This window comes from Streptomyces spinoverrucosus (genome assembly GCF_006539505.1).
Taxonomy (GTDB): Bacteria; Actinomycetota; Actinomycetes; order Streptomycetales; family Streptomycetaceae; genus Streptomyces; species Streptomyces spinoverrucosus.
On the sequence record NZ_BJND01000003.1, the window covers coordinates 190,046 to 214,860 of the forward strand.

Genomic DNA, 24,815 nt, shown 5'->3' on the forward strand with positions numbered 1-24,815 from the left:
GGATGCGAGTGGAACGAGACTGGTCGGCGTACCGCGCGCGCCTGACGAAGTTGCGACGCGACCCCGTGGTCGTCCAGACGCTGCGGTCGACGGTCGCGGCGACCGTCGCGTACGTCATCGCGCTGCGCCTGAGCCCCGAGGCCGCGCCGCTCACCGCGCCGCTGACCGCGCTGCTGGTCGTCCAGGTCACCCTCTACGCCACCCTCACCAACGGCGTCCGCCGGGTGAACTCCGTGGTGGCGGGCGTCCTCGTCGCCATCGCCTTCAGCCTGCTGGTCGGCCTGACCTGGTGGAGCCTCGCCCTGGTGATCCTGGCCGCGCTGGCCGTCGGGCACCTGGTAAGGGTCGACGAGTATGTCCCCGAGGTGGCGATCAGCGCCATGCTGGTGCTCGGCGTCACCACCGTCGGGGACACCGCCTGGGCGCGGATCGTGGAGACGCTGATCGGCGCGGTCGTCGGGCTCTCCTGCAATCTGCTGCTGGCGCCGCCGGTGTGGGTGGGCGAGGCCGGCGAGTCGATCGAGGGGCTGGCCCGCCGGATGCGGCAGCTGATGCTGCGGGTCGGCGAGGAGGCGGGAGGCCGCACGCCCGTCGAGTACGCGGCCGAGCGCCTGCACGAGGCACGTCGGCTCGACCACGACATCGTGCAGGTGGACGCGGCCCTTCGGCAGGCCGAGGACAGTCTGCGGTTCAATCCGCGGGTGCGGGAGGGGCTGCTGCACCGGGTGGTGCTGCGCACGGGCCTCGACACGCTGGAGATCTGCACGGTGGTGCTGCGGGTCATCGCCCGCACCCTCACGGACCTGGCGAAGGAGCGCGACCCGGAGCCGCTGTTCAAGGGCGAGACCGGGTCCGTCGTGGAGCAGCTGCTGTCGGAGATCGGCGACGCGGTGGTGAGCTTCGCGGTGCTGGTCACCACCAGCGTCAGCGCGAGCGCCGAGTCGGCGGAGGAACGGCTCGCCGCCGAGTTGCACACGGCCGTGGCCACCCGCGACAAGCTGGCCCAGCTCCTGCTGGAGGAGGTCCAGCGCGACGCGCGCGAGTGGCAGCTGTACGGCGCCGTGCTCACCGAGGTCAACCGCATCCTCGACGAACTCGACACCGAGCACCGCTCGCGCCGGCTCCTGGAGGAGCTGGACCGCCACACGCGTGAGCAGCGCGAGCGCATGCCGCGGCTGACGCGGCTGCGCGAGCGTCTGGGCGTTCAGGAGCAGCTGTGGCGGAACCGCACCGGGGCCGGCGGGCGTTCTTGGTGAGGGAGCGCCGGGACTCGATCCGGCACGGGATGGGAGGGGGCGTGCGGATGAGCGGGACCACCGTGCGGATCGACGGAAACACGCTGCGTCTGCCGGGCGGTGTGGCGGTGCGCTTCATCCGCACACTGCGCCTGCCGGAGACGGGCACGCACCCCCTGCCGCCCGGCCTCGGCGAGTTCCCGATCCGGCGGGTCGCGGACCACGCGGACACGGTGCCCGAGCAGTGGCTCGCGCGCGGTGGCGTGATGCTGCCGGTGTATCTGCGCGAGGCGATGTGGCTGAGCTTCGCGGGCACCACCGAGCCCGCGGCCCTTCAGGTCGGCGTGGGCAAGGTGTGCGCGGTCTCGGGCCGACCGTGGAGCGACCGGCTCGCCCGGGAACCGCAGAACTACGTCGTGCTGCCGCGTCAGCCCTGGCTGGACGGCATCAACTCGGGCAAGGGCACGGTCCGCCAGTTCGTGGCGGTGCCGCTCGGCCTCGGTGCGACCGTGGAAGGGCAGGTCACGGGCGAGGAGGTGTGGGGCGGCGTCCAACTGCAGTCGTTCCCGCTGAACGACGCGGCGCTGGCCGCCTGGCGTGCGGAGGAGCGGCGCAGGGCGGAGCGGTCGCGGGCAATGCCCCTCGCCCCGCCGAGTTACGGGGCCGCGATGGCGGCTCCCGCGGCGGCGCCCGGCGGTGCACCCCGGGCCGCCGCGGCAATGGGGCTCGGCGTCGGCGGCTCGATGCGCCAGGAGGTCTACCGGGACGACCGGCCGCTCACGGACTGGGCCGAGCCGCCCGCCGGACGGGTCTTCGTCCACCTGGTGACACCACCGGAGTGGCGCCGGATCACCGGCGAGGCTCCCCCGCCGTCGCCCGTGGACCGTGCGGCGTACACGCGCGCGGGACTGCCCTGGTACGACTACTACGACCAGGAGGCGGAGGATCTGGCCGCCCCGGACACGCTCACGGCGGTCAAGCCCGTCGGCGACTGGCTCGGCGACGACCACGAGCCCTGGCAGGAGCCCGCGCCGCACCAGGTGCAGCCGCTGAAGGACGCGCCGGGCAAGCCGGTCACGGACGGCGACTGGTAGGCCCGTAACCCTGTTGCACCACATGCAACGCCTGTTGCTCTTCTTGCACTTGGTGGGTGATCCGCGCCAAGGTGACTGTCACGCCCGGGACCACCGACGAGTTCCGGGGCGGACGACGAGCTGAGGTGCGGAGATGAGCAGGGATGCGCGGGCGCGCGGCGGCTGGAGCAGGCGGCGCTTCGTCGGAGCCGTCACAGGGACGGCGCTGTCGGCATCGACCGCCTGCGGGACCCGGCCGACCCCCGAGACGCCCGCCGAGCGCGGCTCACCGACGGCCACGGGCGAGCCGACAGCCACGGACGAGCCGACCGCCGCAGGCAAGTCGACCGGCCCCCGCCCGCTCTACGTCGGCACCTACACCTCCGTCGAGGACGGCGGCACGGGCATCGGCCTGGCGACCTACGATCCGGGGACGGGCCGTATCACCGGGACGGGCACCCTCACCGGCGTGGCGGACCCGTCGTATCTGGCGGTGCATCCGGACGGCCGCACGCTGTACGCGGTGAACGAGCGCGAGGACGGTGCCGTGACCGCCGTACGGCTGGCCGACCGCAAGATCCTCGGCAGCCGCAGCACGGGCGGCGCGGCCCCCTGCCATCTGTCCGTGCACCCGAGCGGACGCTGGCTGCTCAGCGCCAACTACACCTCCGGCAGCGTCGCCGTACACCCGATCGAGGCCTCGGGCGCGCTCGGCGAGCGCACCGACGTGGTCACGCACTCCACCCCGGCGCCGGGTCCCGGCCAGGAGGGCCCGCACGCCCACCAGTTCGTCACGAGCCCGGACGGCCGCCACGTCCTCGCCGTCGACCTCGGCACGGACAGCGTCTACACCTACCGCCTCGACCAGCAAAAGGGCACGCTCCGCGAGGTCGCGCGGGCGCACACCCGGCCGGGGGCGGGTCCGCGCCACCTCACCTTCCACCCCGGCGGCCGGCACGCCTATCTGGCCAACGAGGTCGACAACACGGTCGCCGTCTGCGTCTACGACCCGGCGAGCGGACGTCTGACGATCGGCGAGCCCCAGTCCACCGGGACCGGCGAGGGCACCTCCTACCCGGCGCAGATCCTGGTGACCGCCGACGGCGCGTACGCGTATCTCGCCAACCGGGGCCACAACAGCCTGGCCCGTTACGCGGTGGAGGCCGACGGCGCCCGGCTGCGGCTGCTCGGCACGGTTCCGGTGGCGGGCGACTTCCCTCGGCAGATCGCCTTCTCCCCGGACGGGCGGCTGCTGTTCGCGGCGAACCAGCGGTCCGGCAGTGTCAGCGTCTTCCACGTGGACGGCGCGAGCGGCGAACTGCGGCTCGCCGGTGAGCCGTTCGCCTCACCCGTCGCCGTCTGTGCGCTGCCGCTGTAGCGCGCGGGGGCAGGAGGCGGCGCTGGCCTGCGCCAGCAGCACGTGCATGCGCTCGGTGAGCTGCGCGACCCCGTCGGCGGGCGTGTGGAAGGCCAGCCGTACGTCGCCATGGGCGCGGCGGCGTTCGATGCGCAGCGTCAGTCCGTGCCGGTCGACGGCGAGTGGCTGGACGCGCACCACGCCGTGCAGGCTGCCCGGCTCGACGAGCCGGGTGAGCCGCTCTACCGCGTCGGGGTGGGCCTCGGCCAGGTGGGTCAGCAGCCGGGCCTCGGCGGTGGCCAGCGGGTCGGGCGAGGCGGCGGCGAACTCGTCGAGGTCGATCACCACGGCACCGGACGGGCGGCGCAGCACCACGCGGGTGGCCTGGAAGGCGAGGTGGCCCTCCTCGATGATGAACCAGCCGGCCAGCCAGAGCCGGGACCGGATCCGGTTGCGCATCGGGACGGGTGCGACGTCGGCGAACTCCAGGACGGCGGACGGCTCGCCGCGGGGAGCGCAGATGGTGGCCGCGAGCAGGGCGCTGTCCTCCGGCACGTGCAGGAGGATCCGGCCGTCCTCCGCCACGGTGTGCGCGCCGACGAGTTCCTCGCGCACGCCCTCCGCGGTCACCGCGCACGACCACGAGGTGGCGAGCACCGATCGGGCCCGTTCCGCCGCGGCGGGCGCGGCCGTCCAGGCTTGGCTGTCACCCATCCCAGTTCCTCCTCATTAGGTAAGGCTCACCTAACCTACCGAAGATACGGGCGTGCGCCAACCAGGGATGCCCCCCAGGTTTTCCTGTGCGTCAGTGAAGGGCCGTCCAGTGCGCGGGCCGTGACACGGTCTTTGGCAGCTTGGTGCCGGCCGTGCCCCGGGCCGCGGTGAGCTGAGGCTGGGTCAGGAAGAACGCCCCGGTCAGATCGGCGTCCGTGAGGTCGGCGTCGCGCAGGTCGGCGCCGATCAGGTCCGCGCCGCGCAGATCCGCGCCGGTCAGGTCCGCGGCGATGAGAAAGGCACCGCGGAGGTTCGCGCCACGCAAATCGGCGCCTTTGAGCCGGGCCCCGATCAGATCCGCGCCCCGGCGGTCCTTCTTCCGGCCCTGCGTGCCTGCCCGGGCCAGCTCACTGGTCTTCAGGAGCAGGACGTTGACCTGCTGCCGGTGGGCGCCGACATCCAATGCGGCGAGTTCCTGCGGGCTCTGCCGCGCGAGCCGCTCGGTGTCCTCCAGGGCACGGCGCAGATCGGCGTGGACCGGGCGGGCGGCGGGCAGGGCGAGGGCCTCGGTGAGGTACCAGAGCAGCTCGTGCAGCTGCCGTACGACGGGGAAGACGTCGAACATCCGCCGGGCGTGCTCCCGGGAGCCGATGCGCCAGTCCTGCCCGCCGAAGGTGACCTGCGAGACCCGCTGTCCGGCGCCGAAGCAGTCGTAGACCGTGCAGCCCGTGAAGCCCTTCTGCCGCAACTCGGCGTGGATACCGCAGCGGTGGTCGCCCCGCAGGTTGGGGCAGGGCTTCCCGGCGTCCTTGTTCAGCGCGAAGTCCGCCGAGGCGGCGAAGGGCAGGGCCACACAGCAGAGACCGAAGCAGTTGGCGCAGTCTCCGCGCAGGTCGGTGAGGTCGCCGGGGTGATTGTGCATGCCGACAGCCTAATGACCCGCCCAGTGACCCTTAGCGGCCGAACAGCTCGAACGCCACCGCTGGCCGACCCCCGAACCGCTCCCCCGTACTCTTCGCGTATCCGGTCAGGAAACCCCGCACGTACGATTCCGGGTCCTCCTCCGTCAACGCCTCGATGTACGTGCGGTGTTCGAGCAGGGAGCGCACCGCGCGCTCCATGCCGGGCGTGGCGTCCACGGCGTGGGTCGGCGTATTGGAGCCGGCGACCGCGACCCAGCGGACGCCGTTCCAGGGTTCCAGGCCCTGTTCGGTCAGCTCCGGGAAGATCCACCGGTTGCCCGCGTCGCCCGCCGCGTCGAGCGTGGCGCGGCCGACGGCCACGTGGTCCGGGGTGTTCCAGTCGACGCCGCCCCAGGTGTCCCGGTGGTTGAGGGTGATCACCAGCTCGGGCCGGTGCCGGCGGATGGCGGCGGCGATGTCCCGGCGCAGGGCGGTGCCGTACTCGATGACACCGTCCCGGTGGTCGAGGAACTCCACCACCGACACCCCGACGACCGCCGCGCTCGCCCGCTGCTCGCGCTCCCGCAGCGGGCCGCACTGCGCGGGCTCCAGCGTGTCGATGCCCGCCTCGCCTCGGGTGGCCAGGACATACGCCACCTCACGGCCGGCGTCGGTCCAGGCGGCGATGGCCGCCGAGCAGCCGTACTCCAGGTCGTCCGGGTGCGCCACGACGGCGAGGGCGCGCTGCCAGTCGTCGGGCATGGGCTTCAGCTGAGCGGTCGTCGGCTCGGTCATGCCCGCAGACTAGTCCGTCGTACTGACGTCAGACCTCGTCATGTGCCAGCCCCAACAGTCGGTCCAGCACGCGAGGGCCGCCCGCACGTACGCCGTCGTGTTCGAACTCGTCGGTGACCCAGGTGCGCAGGCCCCGGATGGCACGGGCGGTCTCAAGCGAGTGGGCCGTGTCGACGTACATGTCGTCGTGGTAGATGGCCGCCGCGACCGGCACCTCGTTGGCCGCGAGGCGCGCCGGGTCGTACAGGGGCCGCCAGCCGGTGTGGGCGGCGAGGAGTTCGGCGGTCTCACGCAGCGGGCGCAGCGCCGGGTCGCAGTCGAACATCCAGGGGTGGATCGTTTCTCCGGTGAACAGCACCGGCCCGTCGCCCGCAAGGGACTTGGCCGCGTCGAACTGCGGGAACTCACCGCGCACCCGCTCGGCCGACCAGGCCGTGGGGCGATGGTCCTGGCCGTAGCAGGCCTCGTGGACGAGCGCGTACAGCGGGTGTCCGGCGTACGACAGCAGGCCCTGCACCTCCTCCTGGAACGCGTCCGAGAGGACCGTGCCCTGCGGCGTGCGGACGAAGGCGTGCTCCAGGAGGTAGTGCAGCCGGTGGCTGCCCTCGCTGCCGCCGAGCAGGATGCCGAGGGACTGGAAGGCCTCGACGGTGAGCCGGTAGCCGTTCGGGAGGACGACGTCGTGGGTGAGCAGATGGTCGGCGATCCGGCGGACCCGCTCGACGTCCTGCGGGTAGCGGGCGTAGTGCGCGGTGACCTTGCGCTCGATGCGCGGGTAGGCGGCGCGGTAGACGTCGTCGGCGTGCGCTTCGAGGGAGGGCAGGCCGCCGGTGACGACGGCGGTGGCCAGGCCTTCGGGGGCGGTGGAGAGGTAGTTCACCGTGCAGAAGCCGCCGAAGCTCTGGCCGAGGACGGTCCAGGGCGCGCCGCCGGTGACCTCGCGCCGGACGGTCTCGCAGTCGCGGACGATCGCGTCGGCGCGGAAGTGCGTCAGGTAGGCGGCCTGTTCGGCGGGGCCGCCGCGCAGCGGCAGGGTCTGGCGGTTGGCGGGGGTGGAGTGGCCGGTGCCGCGCTGGTCGAGCAGCAGGACGCGGTAGTCCTTCAGGGCCCGGCCGAGCCAGGCCTGCTTTCCGACGAAACGGTTCGCCCCGAAGCCGGGGCCGCCCTGGAGGTAGAGCAGCCACGGCAGGTCCTGCCCCGCCTTGTCGCTCGCGACGACCTCGCGGGCGTACAGCTCGATCGTCTCCCCGTGCGGGTCGTCGTGGTCGAGGGGCACGGTGAAGTGGCGGTCGGTGAGGACGATGCCTGGCTGACGGTAGCTGACGCTCAACGGGGCTCCCGGGGCGGACGACGGTGCGGACCGCGTCCCAGTTCAGCACATCGCGGGCCGCCCGCCACCGCCGGGGATCATGAACGGCTGCTGAACGCAGGTTCAGTGGCTCAATCCCTGCGGTGCTGAACGCCGAGTCAGTGACCGGTCCGGGCGGTGGTTCAGCGGCCGGACAGGCTGGAGCGGCGTACCACCAGTTCCGGCTGGAGCACGACCCGGCGGTGTTCGTGCCGGGGCGGGCCGTTCTCCGTCTCCGTCTCCTCCAGCAGGAGTTCGGCGGCCAGCGCGCCCATCGTGACGGCGGGCTGGCGTACGGACGTGAGGGGTACGGCGGCCGCGGCGGCGAACTCGATGTCGTCGTAGCCGACGATGGCGAGGTCGTCGGGGACGCCGACGCCGGCCGCGTACATGGCCTGCAGGACGCCGAGCGCGAGCAGGTCGTTGGCGCAGAAGACGGCGGTCGGGCGGTCGGCGAGGCCGAGCAGCCGGGCGCCGGCGTCCCGGCCGGCGGCGACGTCGAGCCGCTCGGTGGGCAGCTCGCGCAGCGCGTGGGGGCCGAGGCCCGCCTCGGCGAGGGCGTTCAGGGCGCCGGTGCGGCGGTCGCGCACCTGGTTGAGGCCGGGCGGGCCGCTGACGTAGGCGATGGAGCGGTGCCCGGCGTCGATCAGATGGCGTACGGCGAGGGCGCCGCCCGCCACGTCGTCGACGGAGACGGAGCACTCGGTGGCGCCCTCCGCGACCCGGTCGACGAGCACGAAGGGGATGCCGTGGCGGCGGAACGTCTCGATGTTGCGGCCGGTCGCGTCGGCCGGGGTGAGCAGCACGCCACGTACCCGCTGTTCGGCGAAGAGCGAGAGGTACTCGGCCTCCTCCGAAGGGTCCTGGGCGCTGTTGCAGACCATCACGCCCAGGCCGGCCTCGCGGGCGGCGCGCTCGGCGCCGCGGGCCACGTCGACGAAGAAGGGGTTGCCCATGTCCAGCACGAGCAGGCCCATGATCCGGCTGCGGCCCGCGCGCAGCTGGCGCGCGGACTCGCTGCGGACGTAGCCGAGCCGGTCTATGGCGGACTGCACCCGCGCCCGGGTCTCGGTGGCGACCGTGTCCGGGCGGTTGATGACGTTCGAGACCGTGCCCACGGAGACGCCGGCGGCGCGGGCGACGTCCTTGATACCCACCGACTGGGCCATCAGGCAGCGACCTCCAGGAGAACGTGGGGCGACGGGAAGGCCTTCACAGTACCCTCACGGCGCCCCGGGACAGCATTGGTCATGCGGGCAGCCGGAAGTCGATGACATGCAGCGCCGACGGTGTCGTACCGCTGGACTTCTGCTGGTACATGAAGGACAGCACACCGTCCTGCGCGACCCGCGTCTCGTCGATCACGACCTCGCCGAAGGCGTTGAGTCCGCTGCCGTCGAAGAGGAGCTTCCAGTCGGTGTACCCGGAGGCCGCCGAGGCGCCGGCGATCCGGCCGAACGGGAAGATCGCGTACGCGTTGTTGTACTTGTCCAGGATCAGCTTGGTGCGCTGGCTGGAGTTCAACGGGACAGGGATCTCCGTCTTCTGCCAGGTGCCGGAGGCGTTCCGGCGGACGTGGAAGGCACGGCCGTTCGCGGTGCGGTTGGCGACGTAGTTCGTGGTGCACTGCCCGAAGCGGCCGGGGACGTAACTGATGATCGCGTGCGGGCGGCCGGCGGAGTCCGTGAACTGGCTCTCCTGGTTCATCAGGGAGTGGTCCGGGTTGAGCGGGTCGACGACCAGGCCCGCGTCGTTGACCGAGACCCGGTCGGAGCCGCCGGTGGTGCCGACGACCGTACCGGCGTTGTTGCGCCAGGTCCGGCCGCGGTCGTCGGAGTAGACGTAGCCGGTGTCGTGGTTGGTGATGCCGCCGCCGTTGCACATCACGGCGCCGTTCTGCTCACGCCAGGTGAAGAAGGCGTGCAGCCGACCGTTGCGGTCGTAGTCGATGCCGTGCAGGTACATGTTGCGGGCGGTCGACGAGCCGTGCTCGCTGGTGTACGTGCCGGTGGAGCTGGTCCACTCGCCCAGCGCCGTCCACCGCGAACCGTCGTACTCCGCCAGCGCGTTGCGGCCGTTGCCGGAGATGCCGACCCGGTAGCTGAGCTGGAGGCGGCCCTCGGGGGTGGTGACGAACTGGGGGTAGGTGAACTGGCTGGTGAGGCCGAGGCCGTCGAGCGTGGACTGCGGGGCGCCGAAGCGGCTCGCGACCCAGCTCAGCCCGGCCGGGTTGTCCATGAGACCGGCGACGGACTTGACGTAGGTGAAGCCGTCGCTGTGCGAGTCCATGTTGAGGTGCAGTCGGCCGTCGACCCGGGAGACGCCCATGGAGATGACGTTGTGGGAGTCGTTGTAGCGCAGGGTGTGGCCGACCTTGACGGTCTGCCAGGTGGTGGCGCCGAGGGCGCGGCGGCCGACGACGGCGTTGCGGTCGGCGGTGTACCAGGCGGCGTACTGGTAACCCTTGTAGGTCAGCAGGCCGTTCTTCTGGAACGAGTTGTTGTTGACCAGGCCGTCGTAGGACACGAAGTAGAGGGCCTGGGCGTCGAGTCGGGTGGTGGCGATACGGGCCACGGAGGGGCCGGGGTCGGCGGCTCGGGCGGTGCCGGTGGCGAGCGTCGGGCCGGCCACGACACTGAGCACGGCTCCGGTCAGCAGCGTACGTCTTCTCATCTCGTAGGACTCCGTTGTCAGGCGAGGTGGAACACTTCGGTGAGCGGTTTCATGGCTTCGTCGGGCCGGGAGCCGTCGAGGGACTCGAAGAACGGCGCCATCTCGGCTTGCCAACGGGTGTTGACCTCGGTGGCCTCCATCCCGGCGAGGGCGGCCGCGAAGTCCTCGGTCTCCAGGTAGCCGACGAGCAGTCCGTCGTCGCGCAGGAAGAGCGAGTAGTTGTGCCAGCCGGTGGCCGAGAGCGCTTCGAGCATCTCCGGCCACACGGCGGCATGGCGTTCGCGGTACTCGGCGATCCGGTCCTGGCGGACCTTGAGCAGGAAACAGACGCGCTGCATGAAGTACCGCCCCGGGACTAGAAGTTGTACTGGTCGATGTTGTCGGCGTCGAACACGGTCGGCTTGCCGAGGCTGATCACACCGTCCTTGCCGATGGTGTACTCGCCCATGTCGCCGGCGGTGAAGGTCTCGCCCTCCTTGCCGGTGATCTGGCCCGACACCAGCGCGACGGCGGTACGGGCGGCCAGCTCGCCCAGCTTCGCCGGGTCCCACAGCTCGAACGCCTCGACGGTGCCGTCCTTGACGTAGTTGCGCATGTCGTTGGGGGTGCCGAGGCCGGTCAGCTTGACCTTGCCCTTGTACTTCGAGCCGGACAGGTACTGGGCGGCGGCCTTGATGCCGACGGTGGTCGGGGAGATGATCCCCTTCAGGTTCGGGTACTCCTGGAGCAGGCCCTGCGTCTGCTGGAAGGACGCCTGCGCGTCGTCGTTGCCGTACGCGACCTTCACCAGCTTCATGTCCTTGTACTTCGGATCCTTGAGCTCGTCCTTCATGAACTCGATCCAGGTGTTCTGGTTGGTCGCGGTCTGCGCGGCGGACAGGATCGCGATCTCGCCCTTGTAGCCGATCTGCTCGGCGAGCAGCTGCACCTCGGTGCGGCCGAGGTCCTCGGCGGACGCCTGCGAGACGAAGGCGTTGCGGCACTCGGGCTTGGTGTCCGAGTCGTAGGTCACGACCTTGATGTCGTTGCTCATGGCCTGCTTGAGGGCCGTGCACAGGGCGCCCGGGTCCTGCGCGGACACGGCCATCGCGTCGACCTGCTGCTGGGTGAGCGTGTTGACGTAGGAGACCTGCCCGGAGGTGTCGGTGGCGCTGGAGGGTCCGACCTCCTTGTAGCTGGAGCCCAGCTCCTTCAGCGCGGCCTCGCCGCCCTTGTCGGCGGTGGTGAAGTAGGGGTTGTTGACCTGCTTGGGCAGGAAGCCGACGGTGAGGCCCTTCTTCAGCTCGGCATTGGGGTCGGCCTTGCCGGCCGCGGCGGCCGAGCCGCCCTCGCCTGCGACGTCCTTCTTGGTGGTGCCGCCGCAGGCGGTGAGGGCGAGGGCGAGGGAGGTGACGGCGGCGAGGGCCGCGGAGGTACGGCGGAGGGATGACTTGCGCATGGCGTTGGTCCTTTACGAGGGAGGGCTGGGTTACGAGGTCGGAGTCGAGGCGGCTCTGCGGCCCGCCCTCGCTACGGAGATCTGCCGTGCGACCCGGGGGCCGAGCACGGAAAGGACGAGCAGGACACCGGTGACGACGATCTGCGACTGGGCGGAGACATCCTGGAGGCTCATGACGTTCTGCAGCGCACCGAGCAGGAAGACTCCCGCGATCGCACCGCCGAGCGTGCCCTTGCCGCCGTCGAAGTCGATACCGCCGAGCAACACGGCCGCGACGACGGAGAGTTCGAGGCCCGTGGCGTTGTCGTACCGAGCGCTGGCGTAGTGCAGCGCCCAGAACACGCCGGTGAGGGACGCCATCAGGCCCGTCACCGTGAACAGAATCAGCTTCTGCCGCTTCACCCGGATCCCGGCGAACCGCGCCGCCTCCTCGCTCGCGCCGATCGCGAACACCGACCGCCCGAACGGCGTGGCGTGCAGTGCCACCACCGCGATCGCCAGCAGCACGAGGAAGGGCAGGAAGGCGTACGGGATGAACGTGTCGCCGATCCGCCCGGCCGCGAAGTCCAGGTACTGGGAGGGGAAGTCGGTCACCGCGTCGGAGCCGAGCACGATCTGCGCGATGCCCCGGTAGGCGGCGAGCGTACCGATGGTGACGGCGAGCGACGGCAGCCCGAGCTTGGTCACCAGCAGACCGTTGATCAGCCCGCACACCACGCCGAGCAGCAGGCACAGCGGGATGATCGTCTCGATGGTCATGCCCTGGTTCCACAGGGCGCCCATCACCGCGCCGGACAGCCCGGCGGTGGAGGCTACGGACAGATCGATCTCGCCGGAGACGACGAGCAGGGTCATCGGCAGGGCGATGAGCGCGATCGGCAAGGTGTTGCCGATCAGGAACGACAGGTTCAGGGCGTTGCCGAAACCGTCCACGAACCCGAACGACAGCAGCAGAACGACGATCAGCAGCGCGCCGACGACGGTGTCCCAACGGATCGCGCGCGTCAGGGACTCAGGCATGGCGGGCGTTCCTCTTCTTCAGGGCGGACGCCACACGCAGGGCGACCACACGGTCCACGGCGATGGCGAGGATGAGCAGGATGCCGTTGATCGCGAGCACCCACACCGAGCTGACGCCCAGGGCGGGCAGCACGCTGTTGATCGAGGTCAGCAGCAGCGCGCCGAGTGCGGCGCCGTAGACGCTGCCCGAGCCGCCGGTGAAGACGACGCCGCCGACCACGACCGCGCTGACGACGGTCAGTTCGTAGCCGTTGCCGGTGCCGGAGTCGACGTTGCCGAACCGGGCCAGGTACATCGCTCCGGCGAGCCCGGCGAGCGCCCCGCAGAAGGTGTACGCCGCCAGGATCCGCTTTCGGACCGGGATGCCGGCGAGCCGGGCGGCCTCGGGGTTGGAGCCGAGGGCGTACAGCTCGCGGCCGCTGCCGAAGTGCTTGAGGTAGTAGGCGGTGGCGATGAGAACCGCGAGAGCGATCAGCGCCAACCAGGGCACCGCCCCGATGCCGCCCGAGCCGAAGTCGACGAACCCGCCGGGCAGGTCGGCCGCGGTGATCTGCCGGGAGCCGACCCAGATGGAGTCGATGCCGCGGATGATGTACAGCGTGCCCAGGGTCACCACCAGCGCGGGCACCTGGCCGAGGCTGACCAGCAGGCCGTTGAGCAGGCCGAAGCCGATGCCCATCAGCACCGCCAGCAGCACGGCCACCACCGGGTTGCCGCCGCCCTGGAGATACGTACCGGCGGCGAAGGCGCTGATGCCGAGGGTGGAGCCGACCGACAGGTCGACGTTCCTCGTGATCACCACCAGGGACTGGCCGGTGGCGACCAGGACCAGGATCGTCGCGTTCAGCAGCAGGTCCTTGATGCCCTGCTCGGACAGGAACTCGCTGTTGCCCGCCTGGGTGACGGCGATCATCACCAGGAAGACGACCAGGATCGCGAGCTCGCGCATCTTGAAGACGCGGTCGACCAGGCGGGTACCGCTGGACTTGGGCGCCTCGTGGGTCGACGTGGGATTGGGTGCGGTCACCGTCATGCGGCGGCCCTCCCGGTGGCTGCGGCCATCACGGTTTCCTCGGTGGCGTCGGAGCGTGGGATCTCGGCGGTGAGCCGGCCCTCGTGCATCACCAGCACGCGGTCGGCCATGCCGAGGACCTCGGGCAGGTCGGAGGAGATCATCAGGACGGCGACGCCGTCGGCGGCGAGCTGGGACAGCAGCCGGTGCACCTCCGACTTGGTGCCGACGTCGATACCGCGGGTCGGCTCGTCGACGATCAGCACCTTCGGCTGCGTGGCGAGCCACTTGGCGAGGACGACCTTCTGCTGGTTTCCGCCGGACAGGGTGGAGACGGTGTCGGCGATCCGGGCGTACTTGACCTGGAGCTTGACGGCCCAGTCGAGGGAACGGCTGCGTTCGGCGCCCCGGTCCATCAGGCCTGCCTTGACGGTCGTACGAAGTCCGGTCAGGCCGATGTTGCGCTCGATGGACATGTCCATCACCAGGCCCTGGGCGCGCCGGTCCTCGGGGACCAGAGCGAGCCCGGCGGCCATGGCGGTGGAGGGGGCGCCGTTGGTGAGCTTGCGGCCGTCCACGGAGACTTCGCCCCCGTCCCAGCGGTCGATGCCGAAGACCGCTCGCGCCACCTCGGTGCGTCCGGCGCCCACGAGGCCCGCGAGGCCGACGATCTCACCGCGCCGCACCTCGAAGGAGACATCCGTGAAGACGCCCTCGCGGGTCAGCCGGCGCACGCTGAGGGCGACTTCGCCGGGGCGGACGTCCTGCTTGGGGTAGAGCTCGTCGAGGTCGCGGCCGACCATACGGCGGACCAGGTCGTCCTCGGTCATGCCGTCGAGGAGCTCGGAGGCGATCCAGGCGCCGTCGCGCAGGGTCGTGACGCGGCGGCAGATCTGGAAGATCTCTTCCAGGCGGTGCGAGATGAACAGGACGGCGGCGCCCTGCTCCTGCAGCGTGCGCACGACGCCGAAGAGGCGGGCGACCTCGCTGCCGGTGAGCGCGGCCGTCGGCTCGTCCATGATCAGGACCCGGGCGTCGAAGGAGAGCGCCTTGGCGATCTCGACGATCTGCTGGTCCGCGATGGACAGCCCGCGGGCCGGGCGGTCGGGGTCGAGCTCGACGCCCAGGCGCTGCATCAGCGCCAGCGTCGCGGCATGGGTGGCCTTGTGGTCGATGCGGCCGAGGGCGCGCCGGGGCTGACGGCCCATGAAGATGTTCTCCGCGATCGACAGGTCGGGGAAGAGCGTGGGCTCCTGGTAGATCACGGCGATACCGGCGTCACGGGCGTCGCCGGGGCCGTGGAAGACGACGGGCTCACCGTCGAGCAGCACGTGGCCGGCGTCCGGCCGGTGCACCCCGGCGAGCGTCTTGATGAGGGTCGACTTGCCCGCGCCGTTCTCGCCGGCGAGGGCGTGCACCTCTCCGGGGAACAGCTCCAGGGACACGTCCCGCAGGGCGCGTACCGCGCCGAAGGACTTGGAGATGCCCTTGAGCGCCACTACCGGGGCCGGCCCCGTGTCGGACGGGTGGGTCATGAGGGGCTCCTCGACGACGCGGCGAGGGCGGCGAGGCGCCCCGCACGGCGTCGTGAAAGGTTTCAACTGGATTGCCGGGACGTTAGGCGGGCCAGCCATGTCACGTCAATGGGTTCATGTCGAAAAATTTTCGATAGCCGAAGGTCACGGCGGGATCACAAAGAAACGGGTTGGTCAGAGCGCTTGACACCCCTTGCGGGGGCTCATAGCTTGCCGTTCTGAATCGTTTCATCGTTCGTGTCGACAAGCGCAGGAGCCCAGCAGTGACCGAACTCGCCGCGGTGAAGGCCGCGCTCAAGACCCAGGCAGTCGAGACGCCGTCGTGGGCGTACGGGAACTCGGGGACCCGTTTCAAGGTGTTCGCACAAGCCGGTGTGCCGCGCGATCCGCGGGAGAAGCTGGACGACGCGGCCAAGGTGCACGAGTTCACCGGCGTGGCCCCGACCGTCGCCCTGCACATCCCCTGGGACAAGGTCGACGACTACGCGGCGCTGGCGAAGTACGCCGGGGAGCGCGGGGTGAAGCTCGGCGCGATCAACTCCAACACCTTCCAGGACGACGACTACAAGCTGGGCAGCATCTGCCATCCGGACGCGGCGGTGCGGCGCAAGGCGGTCGACCATCTGCTGGAGTGCGTCGACATCATGGACGCGACGGGCTCCGCCGATCTGAAGCTGTGGTTCGCCGACGGGACGAACTATCCCGGGCAGGACGATGTGCGCGAGCGGCAGGACCGGCTGGCGGAGGGTCTGGCCGAGGTGTACGCGCGGCTGGGTGAGGGGCAGCGGATGCTGCTGGAGTACAAGTTCTTCGAGCCCGCGTTCTATACGACGGATGTGCCGGACTGGGGGACGGCGTACGCGCACTGTCTGAAGCTCGGGACGAAGGCGCAGGTCGTGGTCGACACCGGTCACCATGCGCCGGGGACCAACATCGAGTTCATCGTGGCCACGCTGCTGCGGGAGGGGAAGCTCGGGGGGTTCGACTTCAACTCTCGGTTCTACGCGGATGACGACCTGATGGTGGGGGCGGCGGATCCGTTCCAGTTGTTCCGGATCATGTACGAGGTCGTGCGTGGGGGTGGGTTCGGTGCCGAGTCCGGGGTCGCGTTCATGCTCGATCAGTGTCACAACATCGAGGCGAAGATTCCGGCGATCATTCGGTCGGTGATGAATGTGCAGGAGGCGACGGCGAAGGCGCTGCTCGTTGATCGGGGGGCGTTGGCTGCGGCTCAGCGGGAGGGGGATGTGCTGGGGGCGAATGCCGTGCTGATGGATGCGTACAACACGGATGTGCGGCCGTTGCTTCGTGAGGTGCGGGGGGAAATGGGGCTGGATCCGGAGCCGCTTGCTGCGTATGCCCGGTCCGGGTGGGCCGAGAAGATCGTGGCTGAGCGGGTTGGGGGGCGGCAGGCCGGGTGGGGCGCCTAAGCGTCTGCCGGGTTCTGTTGTCTGCGGGCTGCGGGTCCGATGTGGCTGGTCGCGCAGTTCCCCGCGCCCCTTGCGTACGTGCACTAACCCCCTGTTGAGAAGGAACCGACTCCAATGGCAACCCATCCTGAAGCTGCCGCTCTTCTCGCTCGGTCTCACCGGCTTGGTGCTGATCCGCGCAACACCAACTACGCCGGCGGCAACGCCTCCGCCAAAGGTGCCGATACCGATCCCGTCACCGGTGGTGATGTCGAGCTGATGTGGGTCAAGGGGTCCGGAGGGGACCTCGGGACGCTCACCGAAGCGGGGCTCGCTGTGCTGCGGCTGGATCGGCTGCGGGCGCTCGTCGATGTCTACCCCGGCGTCGAGCGCGAGGACGAGATGGTCGCCGCGTTCGACTACTGCCTGCATGGGAAGGGCGGCGCCGCGCCCTCCATCGACACCGCGATGCACGGGCTCGTCGACTCCGCTCACGTCGATCATCTGCACCCCGACTCCGGGATCGCGCTGGCCTGCGCGGCGGACGGGGAGAAGCTGACCGCCGAGTGCTTCGGGGACAGCGTGGTGTGGGTGCCGTGGCGGCGGCCCGGTTTCCAGCTCGGGCTGGACATCGCCGCCGTCAAGGCGGCCAACCCGCAGGCCATCGGTGTGATCCTGGGCGGGCACGGCATCACCGCCTGGGGCGACACCGCCGAGGAGTGCGAGCGGAACTCGCTGCACATCATCCGTACCGCCGAGGCGTTCCTGGAGGAGCGGGGGAAGGCCGAGCCGTTCGGGGCCGTCATCGAGGGGTACGAGGCGCTGCCCGAGGCCGAGCGGCGGGAGCGGGCGGCCGCGCTGGCGCCGTACGTCCGTGCCGTCGCCTCGCAGGACAAGCCGCAGGTGGGGCACTTCAACGACTCCGACGTCGTGCTCGACTTCCTCGCCCGCGCCGAGCACCCTCGGCTCGCCGCGCTCGGCACCTCCTGCCCCGACCACTTCCTGCGCACGAAGGTACGGCCGCTGGTCCTCGACCTGCCGCCCACGGCTCCGCTGGACGAGGCGATCGCCCGGCTGAAGGAGCTGCACGCGGAGTACCGCGAGGAGTACGCCGCCTACTACCAGCGGCACGCCCTGCCCGAGTCCCCTGCCATGCGTGGCGCCGACCCCGCCATCGTGCTGGTGCCCGGCGTGGGCATGTTCAGCTTCGGCAAGGACAAGCAGACGGCCCGGGTCGCCGGCGAGTTCTACGTCAACGCCATCAACGTGATGCGAGGCGCCGAGGCCGTGTCGACGTACGCGCCGATCGAGGAGTCGGAGAAGTTCCGCATCGAGTACTGGGCGCTGGAGGAGGCCAAGCTCCAGCGAATGCCGAAGCCCAAGGCGCTCGCGACGCGGGTGGCGCTGGTGACCGGCGCGGGGAGCGGAATCGGCAAGGCGATCGCGCAGCGGTTGGTTGCCGAGGGTGCGTGTGTCGTGGTGGCGGACCTCAACGCGGAGAACGCCGCCCAGGTCGCCGAGGAGCTGGGCGGAGCCGACAAGGCCGTCGCCGTCTCCGTCGACGTCACCTCCGAGGAGCAGATCGCCGAGGCGTTCAAGGCCGCGGTGCTCGCCTTCGGGGGCGTGGATCTCGTGGTGAACAACGCGGGTATCTCGATCTCCAAGCCGCTGCTGGAGACGTCCGCCAAGGACTGGGATCTTCAGCACGACATCATGGCGCGCGGGTCCTTCCTCGTCTCCCGGGAGGCGGCGCGGGTGATGATCGCTCAGGGGCTGGGCGGTGACATCGTCTATATCGCTTCGAAGAACGCCGTTTTCGCCGGGCCGAACAACATCGCCTACTCCGCGACCAAGGCCGATCAGGCTCATCAAGTGCGGCTGCTGGCGGCCGAGTTGGGTGAGCACGGGATTCGGGTAAACGGGGTCAACCCGGACGGTGTGGTGCGGGGCTCGGGGATCTTCGCGGGTGGCTGGGGTGCTCAGCGGGCGGCCGTGTACGGGGTGCCGGAGGAGAAGCTCGGGGAGTTCTACGCCCAGCGGACGATCCTCAAGCGTGAGGTGCTGCCGGAGCATGTGGCGGGTGCCGTGTTCGCGCTGACCGGCGGGGAGCTGACGCACACCACCGGGCTGCACATCCCGGTCGACGCCGGCGTGGCCGCCGCGTTCCTGCGGTGAGCAGCGCCATGAAGTCGTACGCCGCGGTCGACCTCGGTGCGTCCAGTGGGCGGGTCATGGTCGGCCGCGTCGGGCGGCACGAGCTGGAACTGACCGAGGCGCACCGCTTCGCCAACCGGCCGGTGCGGGTGCCGGAGGGGCTGCGCTGGGATGTGCTCGCGCTGTACGCCGGTGTCCTGGACGGGCTGCGGGCGGCAGGGCAGGTCGACTCCGTCGGCATCGACAGCTGGGCCGTGGACTACGGACTGCTGGACGCCGACGGGGCACTGCTCGGCAACCCGGTGCACTACCGGGACGGGCGGACCGAGGGCGTCGCCGAGAAGGTGTGGGCGAACGTGCCCGCCGCCGAGCTGTACGCGGCGACCGGGCTGCAGTACGCCCCCTTCAACACGCTGTACCAGCTCGTCGCCGCCCGCTCCTCCGACCAACCCGGCCACGCCGAGCGCCTGTTGCTGATCCCCGACCTGCTGTCGTACTGGCTCACCGGGGAGCAGGGCACCGAGCTCACCAACGCCTCGACGACCCAGCTCGTCGATCCCCGGACGCGGGACTGGTCGTACGACGTGGCCGCGCGGCTGGGCATCGACCTGAGCCTGTTCGCGCCGCTGCGGCAGCCGGGCGATCCGGCGGGGGCGCTGCGCCCCGAGGTGCTGGACGAGACGGGCCTCACCGGTCCCGTGCCGGTCACGGCGGTCGCCTCGCACGACACGGCGTCCGCGGTCGCCGCCGTACCGGCGTCCGGTGAGCGCTTCGCCTACATCTGCACCGGCACCTGGTCGCTGGCCGGGCTTGAGCTGGACGCGCCGGTGCTGACGGAGGAGAGCCGGGCCGCCAACTTCACCAATGAGCTGGGCCTGGACGGCACGGTCCGCTATCTGCGCAACATCATGGGGCTGTGGCTGCTCCAGGAGTGTGTACGGGCCTGGGGGGAGCCGGACCTCGGTGAGCTGCTGCAGGCCGCGGCCGGGGTTCCGGCGCTGCGGTCGGTGGTGGACGCGGGCGACGCGGCGTTCCTGGCGCCGGGGCGGATGCCGGAGCGGATCGCCGAGGCGTGCCGTGCCTCGGGGCAGCCGGTGCCCGAGTCTCCGGGCGAGGTCACGCGCTGCATCCTGGACTCGCTCGCCCTCGCTCACCGGCGGGCCGTGGAGGACGCCCAGCGGCTGGCCGGGCATGACGTGGACGTCGTCCATGTGGTCGGCGGCGGGGTGCGCAACGCGCTGCTGTGCCAGCTGACCGCCGATGCCTGCGGGCTGCCGGTCGTGGCGGGCCCCACGGAGGCGGCGGCCTTCGGAAACGTACTGGTGCAGGCGCGGGCCCACGGGCTCGTCGGCGACCGGGCCGAGATGCGGCGGCTGCTCGGCCGTACCCAGCCGCTCACCCGTTACGAACCGCGCGGTGACACCGCGCCCTGGCGGGCGGCCCAGGCCCGGCTCGCCGGAGCGTGAGCGGGGTCTCCCCCGGCCCGCGCCACCGCACTACCCTGCACACGTCGGATGATCAACCCCAAGGAGCCGCGATGCGTGTCGCCCTGTTCCTGACCTGTGTCAACGACACGCTCTATCCGGACACCGGGCGCGCCGTGGTGAATCTGCTGACCAGGCTGGGCGTCGAGGTCGACTTCCCGATGGCCCAGACCTGCTGCGGGCAGGCCCACTACAACACCGGCTACCGGCGTGAGGCGGAGCCGCTGGCCCGGCACTTCTCCGACGTCTTCGGGGAGTACGAGGCTATCGTGACGCCGTCCGGATCGTGCGGGGCGATGGTGCGGGAGCTGTATCCGCGGATGGGTTCGCGGGCGCGGGCCGAGGGGCGCGGGAACACGCTGGCGACCGCGCTCGCGTCGGTGGTGCCGAAGACGTACGAACTCACCGAGTTCCTGGTGGATGTGCTGGGGGTGACGGACGTGGGCGCGTACTACCCGCACCGGGTGACGTACCACCCCACCTGCCACGGGCTGCGCGGGCTGGGCCTGGGCGAGCGTCCCCGCAGGCTGCTTCAGGCGGTGAAGGGTCTTGAGCTGGTCGAGTTGCCGGGCGCGGACGAGTGCTGTGGGTTCGGGGGCACCTTCGCGTTGAAGAACTCCGATGTCTCGGCGGCGATGGGTGCCGACAAGGTGCGCAACGCCGAGTCGACCGGCGCCGAGGTGCTGTGCGCGGCGGACAACTCCTGTCTGATGCACATCGGCGGCACCATGACCCGGCTGCGCACGGGGATGCGGCCGGTGCACATCGCGGAGATCCTGGCGAGCACGGAGGAGGAACCGGCGCTGTGAGCGGAACGTTCGTCGGAATGCCGGCGTTTCCGGCGGCCGCGCACGAGGCGGTGCGCAATCCCACCCTGCGCGGCAATCTGCGGCACGCCACGCACACCATCCGCGGCAAGCGGGAGAAGGCGGTCGCCGAGGTCTCGGACTGGGCTCAGCTGCGGGAGGCGGGGCGGCGGATCAAGGACCACACGCTTCGTCATCTCGACCGGTACCTCGTGCAGTTGGAGGAGTCGGTGACGGCGGCGGGCGGCACCGTCCACTGGGCCGTCGACGCCGACGAGGCCAACCGGATCGTCGCCGACCTGGTCCGGCAGACCGGCGAGTCCGAGGTCGTCAAGGTCAAGTCGATGGCCACCCAGGAGATCGGCCTCAACGAGGCGCTGGAAGCAGAGGGGATCCGGGCCTATGAGACCGATCTCGCCGAGCTGATCGTGCAGTTGGGCAAGGACCGGCCGTCGCACATCCTGGTCCCGGCGATCCACCGCAACCGTGGTGAGATCCGGGACATCTTCGCCCGTGAGATGGGCGAGTGGGGCCGTCCGGCGCCCGAGGGCCTGACCGACACGCCCGCCGAGCTGGCCGAGGCCGCCCGGCTGCATCTGCGGGAGAAGTTCCTGCGTGCCAAGATCGGCGTCTCCGGCGCCAACTTCATGGTCGCCGAGACGGGCACGCTGGTGGTCGTGGAGTCCGAGGGCAACGGGCGGATGTGCCTGACCCTCCCCGAGACGCTGATCTCGGTGGTCGGCATCGAGAAGATCGTGCCGACCTGGCGGGACCTGGAGGTGTTCCTGCAGACCCTCCCGCGCTCCTCGACGGCCGAGCGCATGAATCCGTACACGTCGATGTGGACCGGTACGACGGACGAGGACGGGCCGCAGAACTTCCACCTGGTCCTGATCGACAACGGCCGTACCGACACGCTCTCCGACGAGGTCGGGCGGCAGGCCCTGCGCTGCATCCGCTGCTCGGCTTGCCTCAATGTGTGCCCGGTGTACGAGCGGGCGGGCGGTCACGCGTACGGCTCGGTGTACCCGGGCCCGATCGGCGCGATCCTCAGCCCCCAACTCCGGGGCACCGCGAGCGAGATCGACGCCTCCCTGCCGTACGCGTCCTCGCTGTGCGGAGCCTGCTACGAGGTGTGCCCGGTGGCCATCGACATCCCCGAGGTGCTGGTGCATCTGCGGGAGCGGGTCGTGCAGGGCGGGGAGGTGACGCGGGGCGGCAACAAGGTCCTGCTGAAGCCGGCGAAGGGGCATGCGGCCGAGCGGGCGGCGATGCGGGCGGCCCGCTGGGCGTTCGCCCACCCCGGCGCGCTGCGCACCGGGCAGCGGCTCGCCTCACGCACCCGGCGCTTCCATCCGCGCACGCTGCCGGGTCCCGGCAAGGCGTGGAGCGGCAGCCGGGATCTGCCGCCGGTGCCCGCGGAGCCGTTCCGGGACTGGTGGCAGCGGACGCGTGGTGGAAAGGACGCTTCGGAGTGAGCAGCAGGGAGCGGATTCTGGGCCGGGTGCGACGCGCCCTGGCCGATGTGCGGGACGACGACACGCCGTACGAGCAGGCGGTTCGGCGCGACTATCTCAGCGAGCACGGCGAGCGGAGCGTCGAGGAGACGGTGGAGCTGCTCGCCGAGAATCTGGCGGACTACCGGGCGATCGTGCACCGCTGCGCGGACGAGGAGTTGCCGGATGTGCTCGGGCGGCTGCTGGCCGCGCGGGGCGCGCGGACCGTGCTGGTGCCGCCCGGGCTGCCGGAGCGCTGGCTGGAGGCGGTGGACGCGACGCGTGTGCCCGATCGCGCCGCGAGCACCCCGCACGAACTGGACCGTGTCGACAGCGTGGTGACCGGCTGTGCGGTCGCGATCGCCGAGACGGGCACCATCGTGCTGGACGGCTCGCCGGACCAGGGGCGGCGGCGGATCACCCTCGTCCCCGACCATCACATCTGCGTCGTACGGGTGCCCGCCCAGGTCGTGTCGTCCGTCCCGCAGGCCATGCCCCGACTCGACCCGGCACGCCCGCTGACCTGGATCTCCGGGCCGTCCGCCACCAGCGACATCGAGCTCGACCGGGTGGAGGGGGTGCACGGTCCGCGCACCCTTGAGGTGGTGCTGGTGAGCGGGGACGAGGTGGCGCCGCTAGCGTGAAACCATGATCCGGTTCGAGCAGGTCACCAAGCGCTACCCGGACGGTACGACCGCGGTGGACGGGCTGTCCTTCGAGGTGTCGGAGGGCGAGCTGGTCACGCTCGTGGGACCGTCGGGCTGCGGCAAGACGACGACCATGATGATGGTCAACCGGCTGATCGAGCCGACGTCGGGGCGGATCTTCGTGAACGGTGAGGACATCGCGGGCGTCGATCCTGTACGGCTGCGGCGGCGGATCGGATACGTCATCCAGCAGGTCGGCCTCTTCCCGCACCGCACGATCCTCGACAACACGGCGACCGTGCCGTCGCTGGTCGGCTGGAAGCGGGCGAGGGCGCGGGCGCGGGCGGCGGAGCTGCTCGATCTGGTGGGGCTGGATCCGAAGACGTACGGGCCGCGCTACCCGCACCAGTTGTCGGGCGGTCAGCGGCAGCGGGTCGGCGTGGCGCGGGCGCTGGCAGCCGATCCGCCGGTGCTGCTGATGGACGAGCCGTTCGGGGCGGTCGACCCGGTGGTGCGGGAGCAGTTGCAGGACGAGTTCCTGCGGATGCAGGCCGCGGTGCGCAAGACGGTGCTGCTGGTCACGCACGACATCGAGGAGGCGGTACGGCTCGGTGACCGGATCGCCGTGTACGGGCAGGGCCGGATCGAGCAGTTCGACACGCCCGGGGCGGTGCTGGGCACGCCCGCGTCGTCGTACGTCGCCGAGTTCGTCGGCGCCGACCGGGGCCTGAAGCGGCTGTCGGTGACCGCGATCGAGCGCGGTGATCTGGAACAGCCGCCGATCGCCCAGGTGAACGAGCCGTCGGGGAGAGCGGCGGAACGGCTGCGGTCGGAGGGCGCCCGATGGGCGGTCGTCCTGGACGCACACGGCGACCTGCACGGCTGGGTCGGCATCGACGAGCTGGGCACGAGCGCCCGCGTCGGCGACCTGGCCCACCGCATGAACGCCTGGGTCCCCGTGGGCGCGCCCCTCAAACAGGCGTTCGGCGTGATGCTCCAGCACGACGCCGGCTGGGTCGCGGTCCTGGAGGGCGCCCGCTTCCTGGGCGTCCTGACCCCGGCGAAACTCCACGAGGCCCTGCGCCGCTCGGTGGACGCGGACGCGCTGGGCGTGCCGCGGGGCCAGGTGGACTTCGACTCAGTGGCGGACGCCTGAGCAGGCGGGCACCGTGTGCCTGGTGGCGAACGCCAACGCCCGGTGGACGCCCGAGCCCGGTGGCGCATGCCTCAGTCCGGCGCCGGACGCCCTGAGCCTCATGGCAGACGCCTAAGGTCCTGTGGCCGACGCCCTGAGCCCGGTGGCGAACGCCAGCGCCTGGTGGACGCCCCAGCCCGGTGACGAGCACCTCAGCCCGGCAACGGACGCCCTGAGCCTCGTGGAGGGCGCCCGAGGTTCTGGCCGACGCCGGGTGACCCCGGTGGCGAACGCCCTGTGCCTTGTGGCGGACGCCCGAGGTCCTGTGGCCAACGCCGGGTGAGCCCGGTGGCGAACGCCCTCAGCCCCGTGGAGGATGCTTGAGGTCCTGTGGCCGACGCCCCGAGCCCGGGGGCGAACGCCCAACCCCCGCGCCGGACGCCCAGAACCCCGTCGCAGACGCCCGGGGCCCTGTGGCCGACACCCTGAGCCCCGGGGGGGCAACGCCCGAGGCCCTGTGGCAGACAGCTTGAGCCCGGGGGCGAACGCCCGACCCCGGCACCGGATGCCCTGAACCCCGCG

At 71.1% G+C, this 24,815-nt stretch carries 21 protein-coding genes; 10 read left to right on the forward strand and 11 right to left on the reverse strand.

Going from position 1 to position 24,815, the window contains the following annotated elements; all coding sequences use genetic code 11:
* The first annotated feature begins 2 nt into the window (after positions 1-2).
* The 3 genes from SSP24_RS01440 to SSP24_RS01450 all read left to right on the forward strand — a co-directional run bounded on the left by SSP24_RS01440 (position 3) and on the right by SSP24_RS01450 (position 3,686).
* Complete coding sequence (locus SSP24_RS01440; RefSeq protein WP_141306692.1) at positions 3-1,256, forward strand: FUSC family protein; 1,254 nt, start codon at positions 3-5, stop codon at positions 1,254-1,256.
* Positions 1,257-1,303: 47 nt separating this feature from the next.
* Positions 1,304-2,329: a hypothetical protein gene (locus SSP24_RS01445; RefSeq protein ID WP_141306694.1), complete on the forward strand. Its 1,026-nt coding sequence runs from the start codon at positions 1,304-1,306 to the stop codon at positions 2,327-2,329.
* 133 nt (positions 2,330-2,462) lie between these two features.
* Complete coding sequence (locus tag SSP24_RS01450) at positions 2,463-3,686, forward strand: lactonase family protein (protein WP_174864560.1); 1,224 nt, start codon at positions 2,463-2,465, stop codon at positions 3,684-3,686.
* Here SSP24_RS01450 and SSP24_RS01455 read toward each other — a convergent pair.
* The 11 genes from SSP24_RS01455 to SSP24_RS01505 all read right to left on the reverse strand — a co-directional run bounded on the left by SSP24_RS01455 (position 3,654) and on the right by SSP24_RS01505 (position 15,102).
* Positions 3,654-4,379, reverse strand: a complete 726-nt coding sequence (locus SSP24_RS01455) for a DUF2470 domain-containing protein (RefSeq protein WP_141306696.1) — start codon at positions 4,377-4,379, stop codon at positions 3,654-3,656. The two genes, SSP24_RS01450 and SSP24_RS01455, sit on opposite strands and share 33 nt — an antisense overlap.
* Before the next feature lie 91 nt (positions 4,380-4,470).
* Positions 4,471-5,301, reverse strand: coding sequence for a pentapeptide repeat-containing protein (locus tag SSP24_RS01460; RefSeq protein WP_141306698.1), 831 nt, complete (start codon positions 5,299-5,301; stop codon positions 4,471-4,473).
* A 31-nt stretch (positions 5,302-5,332) separates the two neighbouring features.
* Positions 5,333-6,076, reverse strand: coding sequence for a PIG-L deacetylase family protein (locus tag SSP24_RS01465; protein WP_141306700.1), 744 nt, complete (start codon positions 6,074-6,076; stop codon positions 5,333-5,335).
* A gap of 28 nt (positions 6,077-6,104) precedes the next feature.
* A complete protein-coding gene (locus SSP24_RS01470) occupies positions 6,105-7,406 on the reverse strand; it encodes an alpha/beta fold hydrolase (protein WP_141306702.1) in 1,302 nt (433 codons plus the stop codon).
* Between the two features lie 161 nt (positions 7,407-7,567).
* Entirely contained in the window at positions 7,568-8,593 is a 1,026-nt protein-coding gene (locus tag SSP24_RS01475) for a LacI family DNA-binding transcriptional regulator (RefSeq protein ID WP_141306704.1), read from the reverse strand.
* Positions 8,594-8,672: 79 nt separating this feature from the next.
* The gene (locus tag SSP24_RS01480; RefSeq protein WP_141306706.1) at positions 8,673-10,097 is read right to left on the reverse strand and encodes a BNR repeat-containing protein; all 1,425 of its coding nucleotides are present in this window, start codon (positions 10,095-10,097) and stop codon (positions 8,673-8,675) included.
* A 17-nt stretch (positions 10,098-10,114) separates the two neighbouring features.
* Positions 10,115-10,435 carry an L-rhamnose mutarotase gene (locus SSP24_RS01485; RefSeq protein ID WP_141306708.1) on the reverse strand — a complete coding sequence of 107 codons (321 nt, stop codon included), beginning with the start codon at positions 10,433-10,435 and terminating at the stop codon, positions 10,115-10,117.
* Positions 10,436-10,452: 17 nt separating this feature from the next.
* Entirely contained in the window at positions 10,453-11,535 is a 1,083-nt protein-coding gene (gene rhaS / locus SSP24_RS01490) for a rhamnose ABC transporter substrate-binding protein (protein ID WP_141306710.1), read from the reverse strand.
* Between the two features lie 30 nt (positions 11,536-11,565).
* The gene (locus tag SSP24_RS01495; RefSeq protein ID WP_141306711.1) at positions 11,566-12,555 is read right to left on the reverse strand and encodes an ABC transporter permease; all 990 of its coding nucleotides are present in this window, start codon (positions 12,553-12,555) and stop codon (positions 11,566-11,568) included.
* On the reverse strand, positions 12,548-13,588 hold the full coding sequence (locus SSP24_RS01500) for an ABC transporter permease (RefSeq protein ID WP_141306713.1): 1,041 nt from the start codon (positions 13,586-13,588) through the stop codon (positions 12,548-12,550). Before SSP24_RS01500 ends, SSP24_RS01495 begins: the two co-directional genes overlap by 8 nt.
* A complete protein-coding gene (locus SSP24_RS01505; protein ID WP_141306715.1) occupies positions 13,585-15,102 on the reverse strand; it encodes a sugar ABC transporter ATP-binding protein in 1,518 nt (505 codons plus the stop codon). Before SSP24_RS01505 ends, SSP24_RS01500 begins: the two co-directional genes overlap by 4 nt.
* A 263-nt stretch (positions 15,103-15,365) precedes the next feature.
* Between SSP24_RS01505 and rhaI the strand changes: the two genes are divergently transcribed.
* From rhaI to SSP24_RS01540, 7 genes are all read left to right on the forward strand, one after another.
* A complete protein-coding gene (rhaI, locus tag SSP24_RS01510) occupies positions 15,366-16,532 on the forward strand; it encodes an L-rhamnose isomerase (RefSeq protein ID WP_141306717.1) in 1,167 nt (388 codons plus the stop codon).
* A 114-nt stretch (positions 16,533-16,646) separates the two neighbouring features.
* The gene (locus tag SSP24_RS01515) at positions 16,647-18,686 is read left to right on the forward strand and encodes a bifunctional aldolase/short-chain dehydrogenase (RefSeq protein WP_141306719.1); all 2,040 of its coding nucleotides are present in this window, start codon (positions 16,647-16,649) and stop codon (positions 18,684-18,686) included.
* A gap of 8 nt (positions 18,687-18,694) precedes the next feature.
* Positions 18,695-20,131 (forward strand): rhamnulokinase, encoded by a 1,437-nt coding sequence (locus SSP24_RS01520; protein ID WP_141306762.1) that lies wholly within the window; start codon positions 18,695-18,697, stop codon positions 20,129-20,131.
* A 71-nt stretch (positions 20,132-20,202) separates the two neighbouring features.
* The gene (locus tag SSP24_RS01525; protein ID WP_141306721.1) at positions 20,203-20,958 is read left to right on the forward strand and encodes a (Fe-S)-binding protein; all 756 of its coding nucleotides are present in this window, start codon (positions 20,203-20,205) and stop codon (positions 20,956-20,958) included.
* The gene (locus SSP24_RS01530) at positions 20,955-22,433 is read left to right on the forward strand and encodes a LutB/LldF family L-lactate oxidation iron-sulfur protein (protein ID WP_141306723.1); all 1,479 of its coding nucleotides are present in this window, start codon (positions 20,955-20,957) and stop codon (positions 22,431-22,433) included. Before SSP24_RS01525 ends, SSP24_RS01530 begins: the two co-directional genes overlap by 4 nt.
* Entirely contained in the window at positions 22,430-23,095 is a 666-nt protein-coding gene (locus SSP24_RS01535) for a LutC/YkgG family protein (protein ID WP_141306725.1), read from the forward strand. The genes SSP24_RS01530 and SSP24_RS01535 overlap by 4 nt, the downstream gene beginning before the upstream one ends.
* Before the next feature lie 4 nt (positions 23,096-23,099).
* Positions 23,100-24,254 carry a betaine/proline/choline family ABC transporter ATP-binding protein gene (locus SSP24_RS01540; protein WP_141306727.1) on the forward strand — a complete coding sequence of 385 codons (1,155 nt, stop codon included), beginning with the start codon at positions 23,100-23,102 and terminating at the stop codon, positions 24,252-24,254.
* Positions 24,255-24,815 lie beyond the last annotated feature (561 nt).

Bases quoted from the DNA above. Each gene is read 5' to 3' on its own strand.
- SSP24_RS01440 (WP_141306692.1), top strand. From the start codon at position 3: ATGCGAGTGGAACGAGACTGGTCGGCGTACCGCGCGCGCCTGACGAAG.
- SSP24_RS01445 (WP_141306694.1), top strand. From the start codon at position 1,304: ATGAGCGGGACCACCGTGCGGATCGACGGAAACACGCTGCGTCTGCCG.
- SSP24_RS01450 (WP_174864560.1), top strand. From the start codon at position 2,463: ATGAGCAGGGATGCGCGGGCGCGCGGCGGCTGGAGCAGGCGGCGCTTC.
- SSP24_RS01455 (WP_141306696.1), bottom strand. From the start codon at position 4,379: ATGGGTGACAGCCAAGCCTGGACGGCCGCGCCCGCCGCGGCGGAACGG.
- SSP24_RS01460 (WP_141306698.1), bottom strand. From the start codon at position 5,301: ATGCACAATCACCCCGGCGACCTCACCGACCTGCGCGGAGACTGCGCC.
- SSP24_RS01465 (WP_141306700.1), bottom strand. From the start codon at position 6,076: ATGACCGAGCCGACGACCGCTCAGCTGAAGCCCATGCCCGACGACTGG.
- SSP24_RS01475 (WP_141306704.1), bottom strand. From the start codon at position 8,593: ATGGCCCAGTCGGTGGGTATCAAGGACGTCGCCCGCGCCGCCGGCGTC.
- SSP24_RS01480 (WP_141306706.1), bottom strand. From the start codon at position 10,097: ATGAGAAGACGTACGCTGCTGACCGGAGCCGTGCTCAGTGTCGTGGCC.
- SSP24_RS01485 (WP_141306708.1), bottom strand. From the start codon at position 10,435: ATGCAGCGCGTCTGTTTCCTGCTCAAGGTCCGCCAGGACCGGATCGCC.
- rhaS (WP_141306710.1), bottom strand. From the start codon at position 11,535: ATGCGCAAGTCATCCCTCCGCCGTACCTCCGCGGCCCTCGCCGCCGTC.
- SSP24_RS01495 (WP_141306711.1), bottom strand. From the start codon at position 12,555: ATGCCTGAGTCCCTGACGCGCGCGATCCGTTGGGACACCGTCGTCGGC.
- SSP24_RS01500 (WP_141306713.1), bottom strand. From the start codon at position 13,588: ATGACGGTGACCGCACCCAATCCCACGTCGACCCACGAGGCGCCCAAG.
- SSP24_RS01505 (WP_141306715.1), bottom strand. From the start codon at position 15,102: ATGACCCACCCGTCCGACACGGGGCCGGCCCCGGTAGTGGCGCTCAAG.
- SSP24_RS01515 (WP_141306719.1), top strand. From the start codon at position 16,647: ATGGCAACCCATCCTGAAGCTGCCGCTCTTCTCGCTCGGTCTCACCGG.
- SSP24_RS01520 (WP_141306762.1), top strand. From the start codon at position 18,695: ATGAAGTCGTACGCCGCGGTCGACCTCGGTGCGTCCAGTGGGCGGGTC.
- SSP24_RS01525 (WP_141306721.1), top strand. From the start codon at position 20,203: ATGCGTGTCGCCCTGTTCCTGACCTGTGTCAACGACACGCTCTATCCG.
- SSP24_RS01540 (WP_141306727.1), top strand. From the start codon at position 23,100: ATGATCCGGTTCGAGCAGGTCACCAAGCGCTACCCGGACGGTACGACC.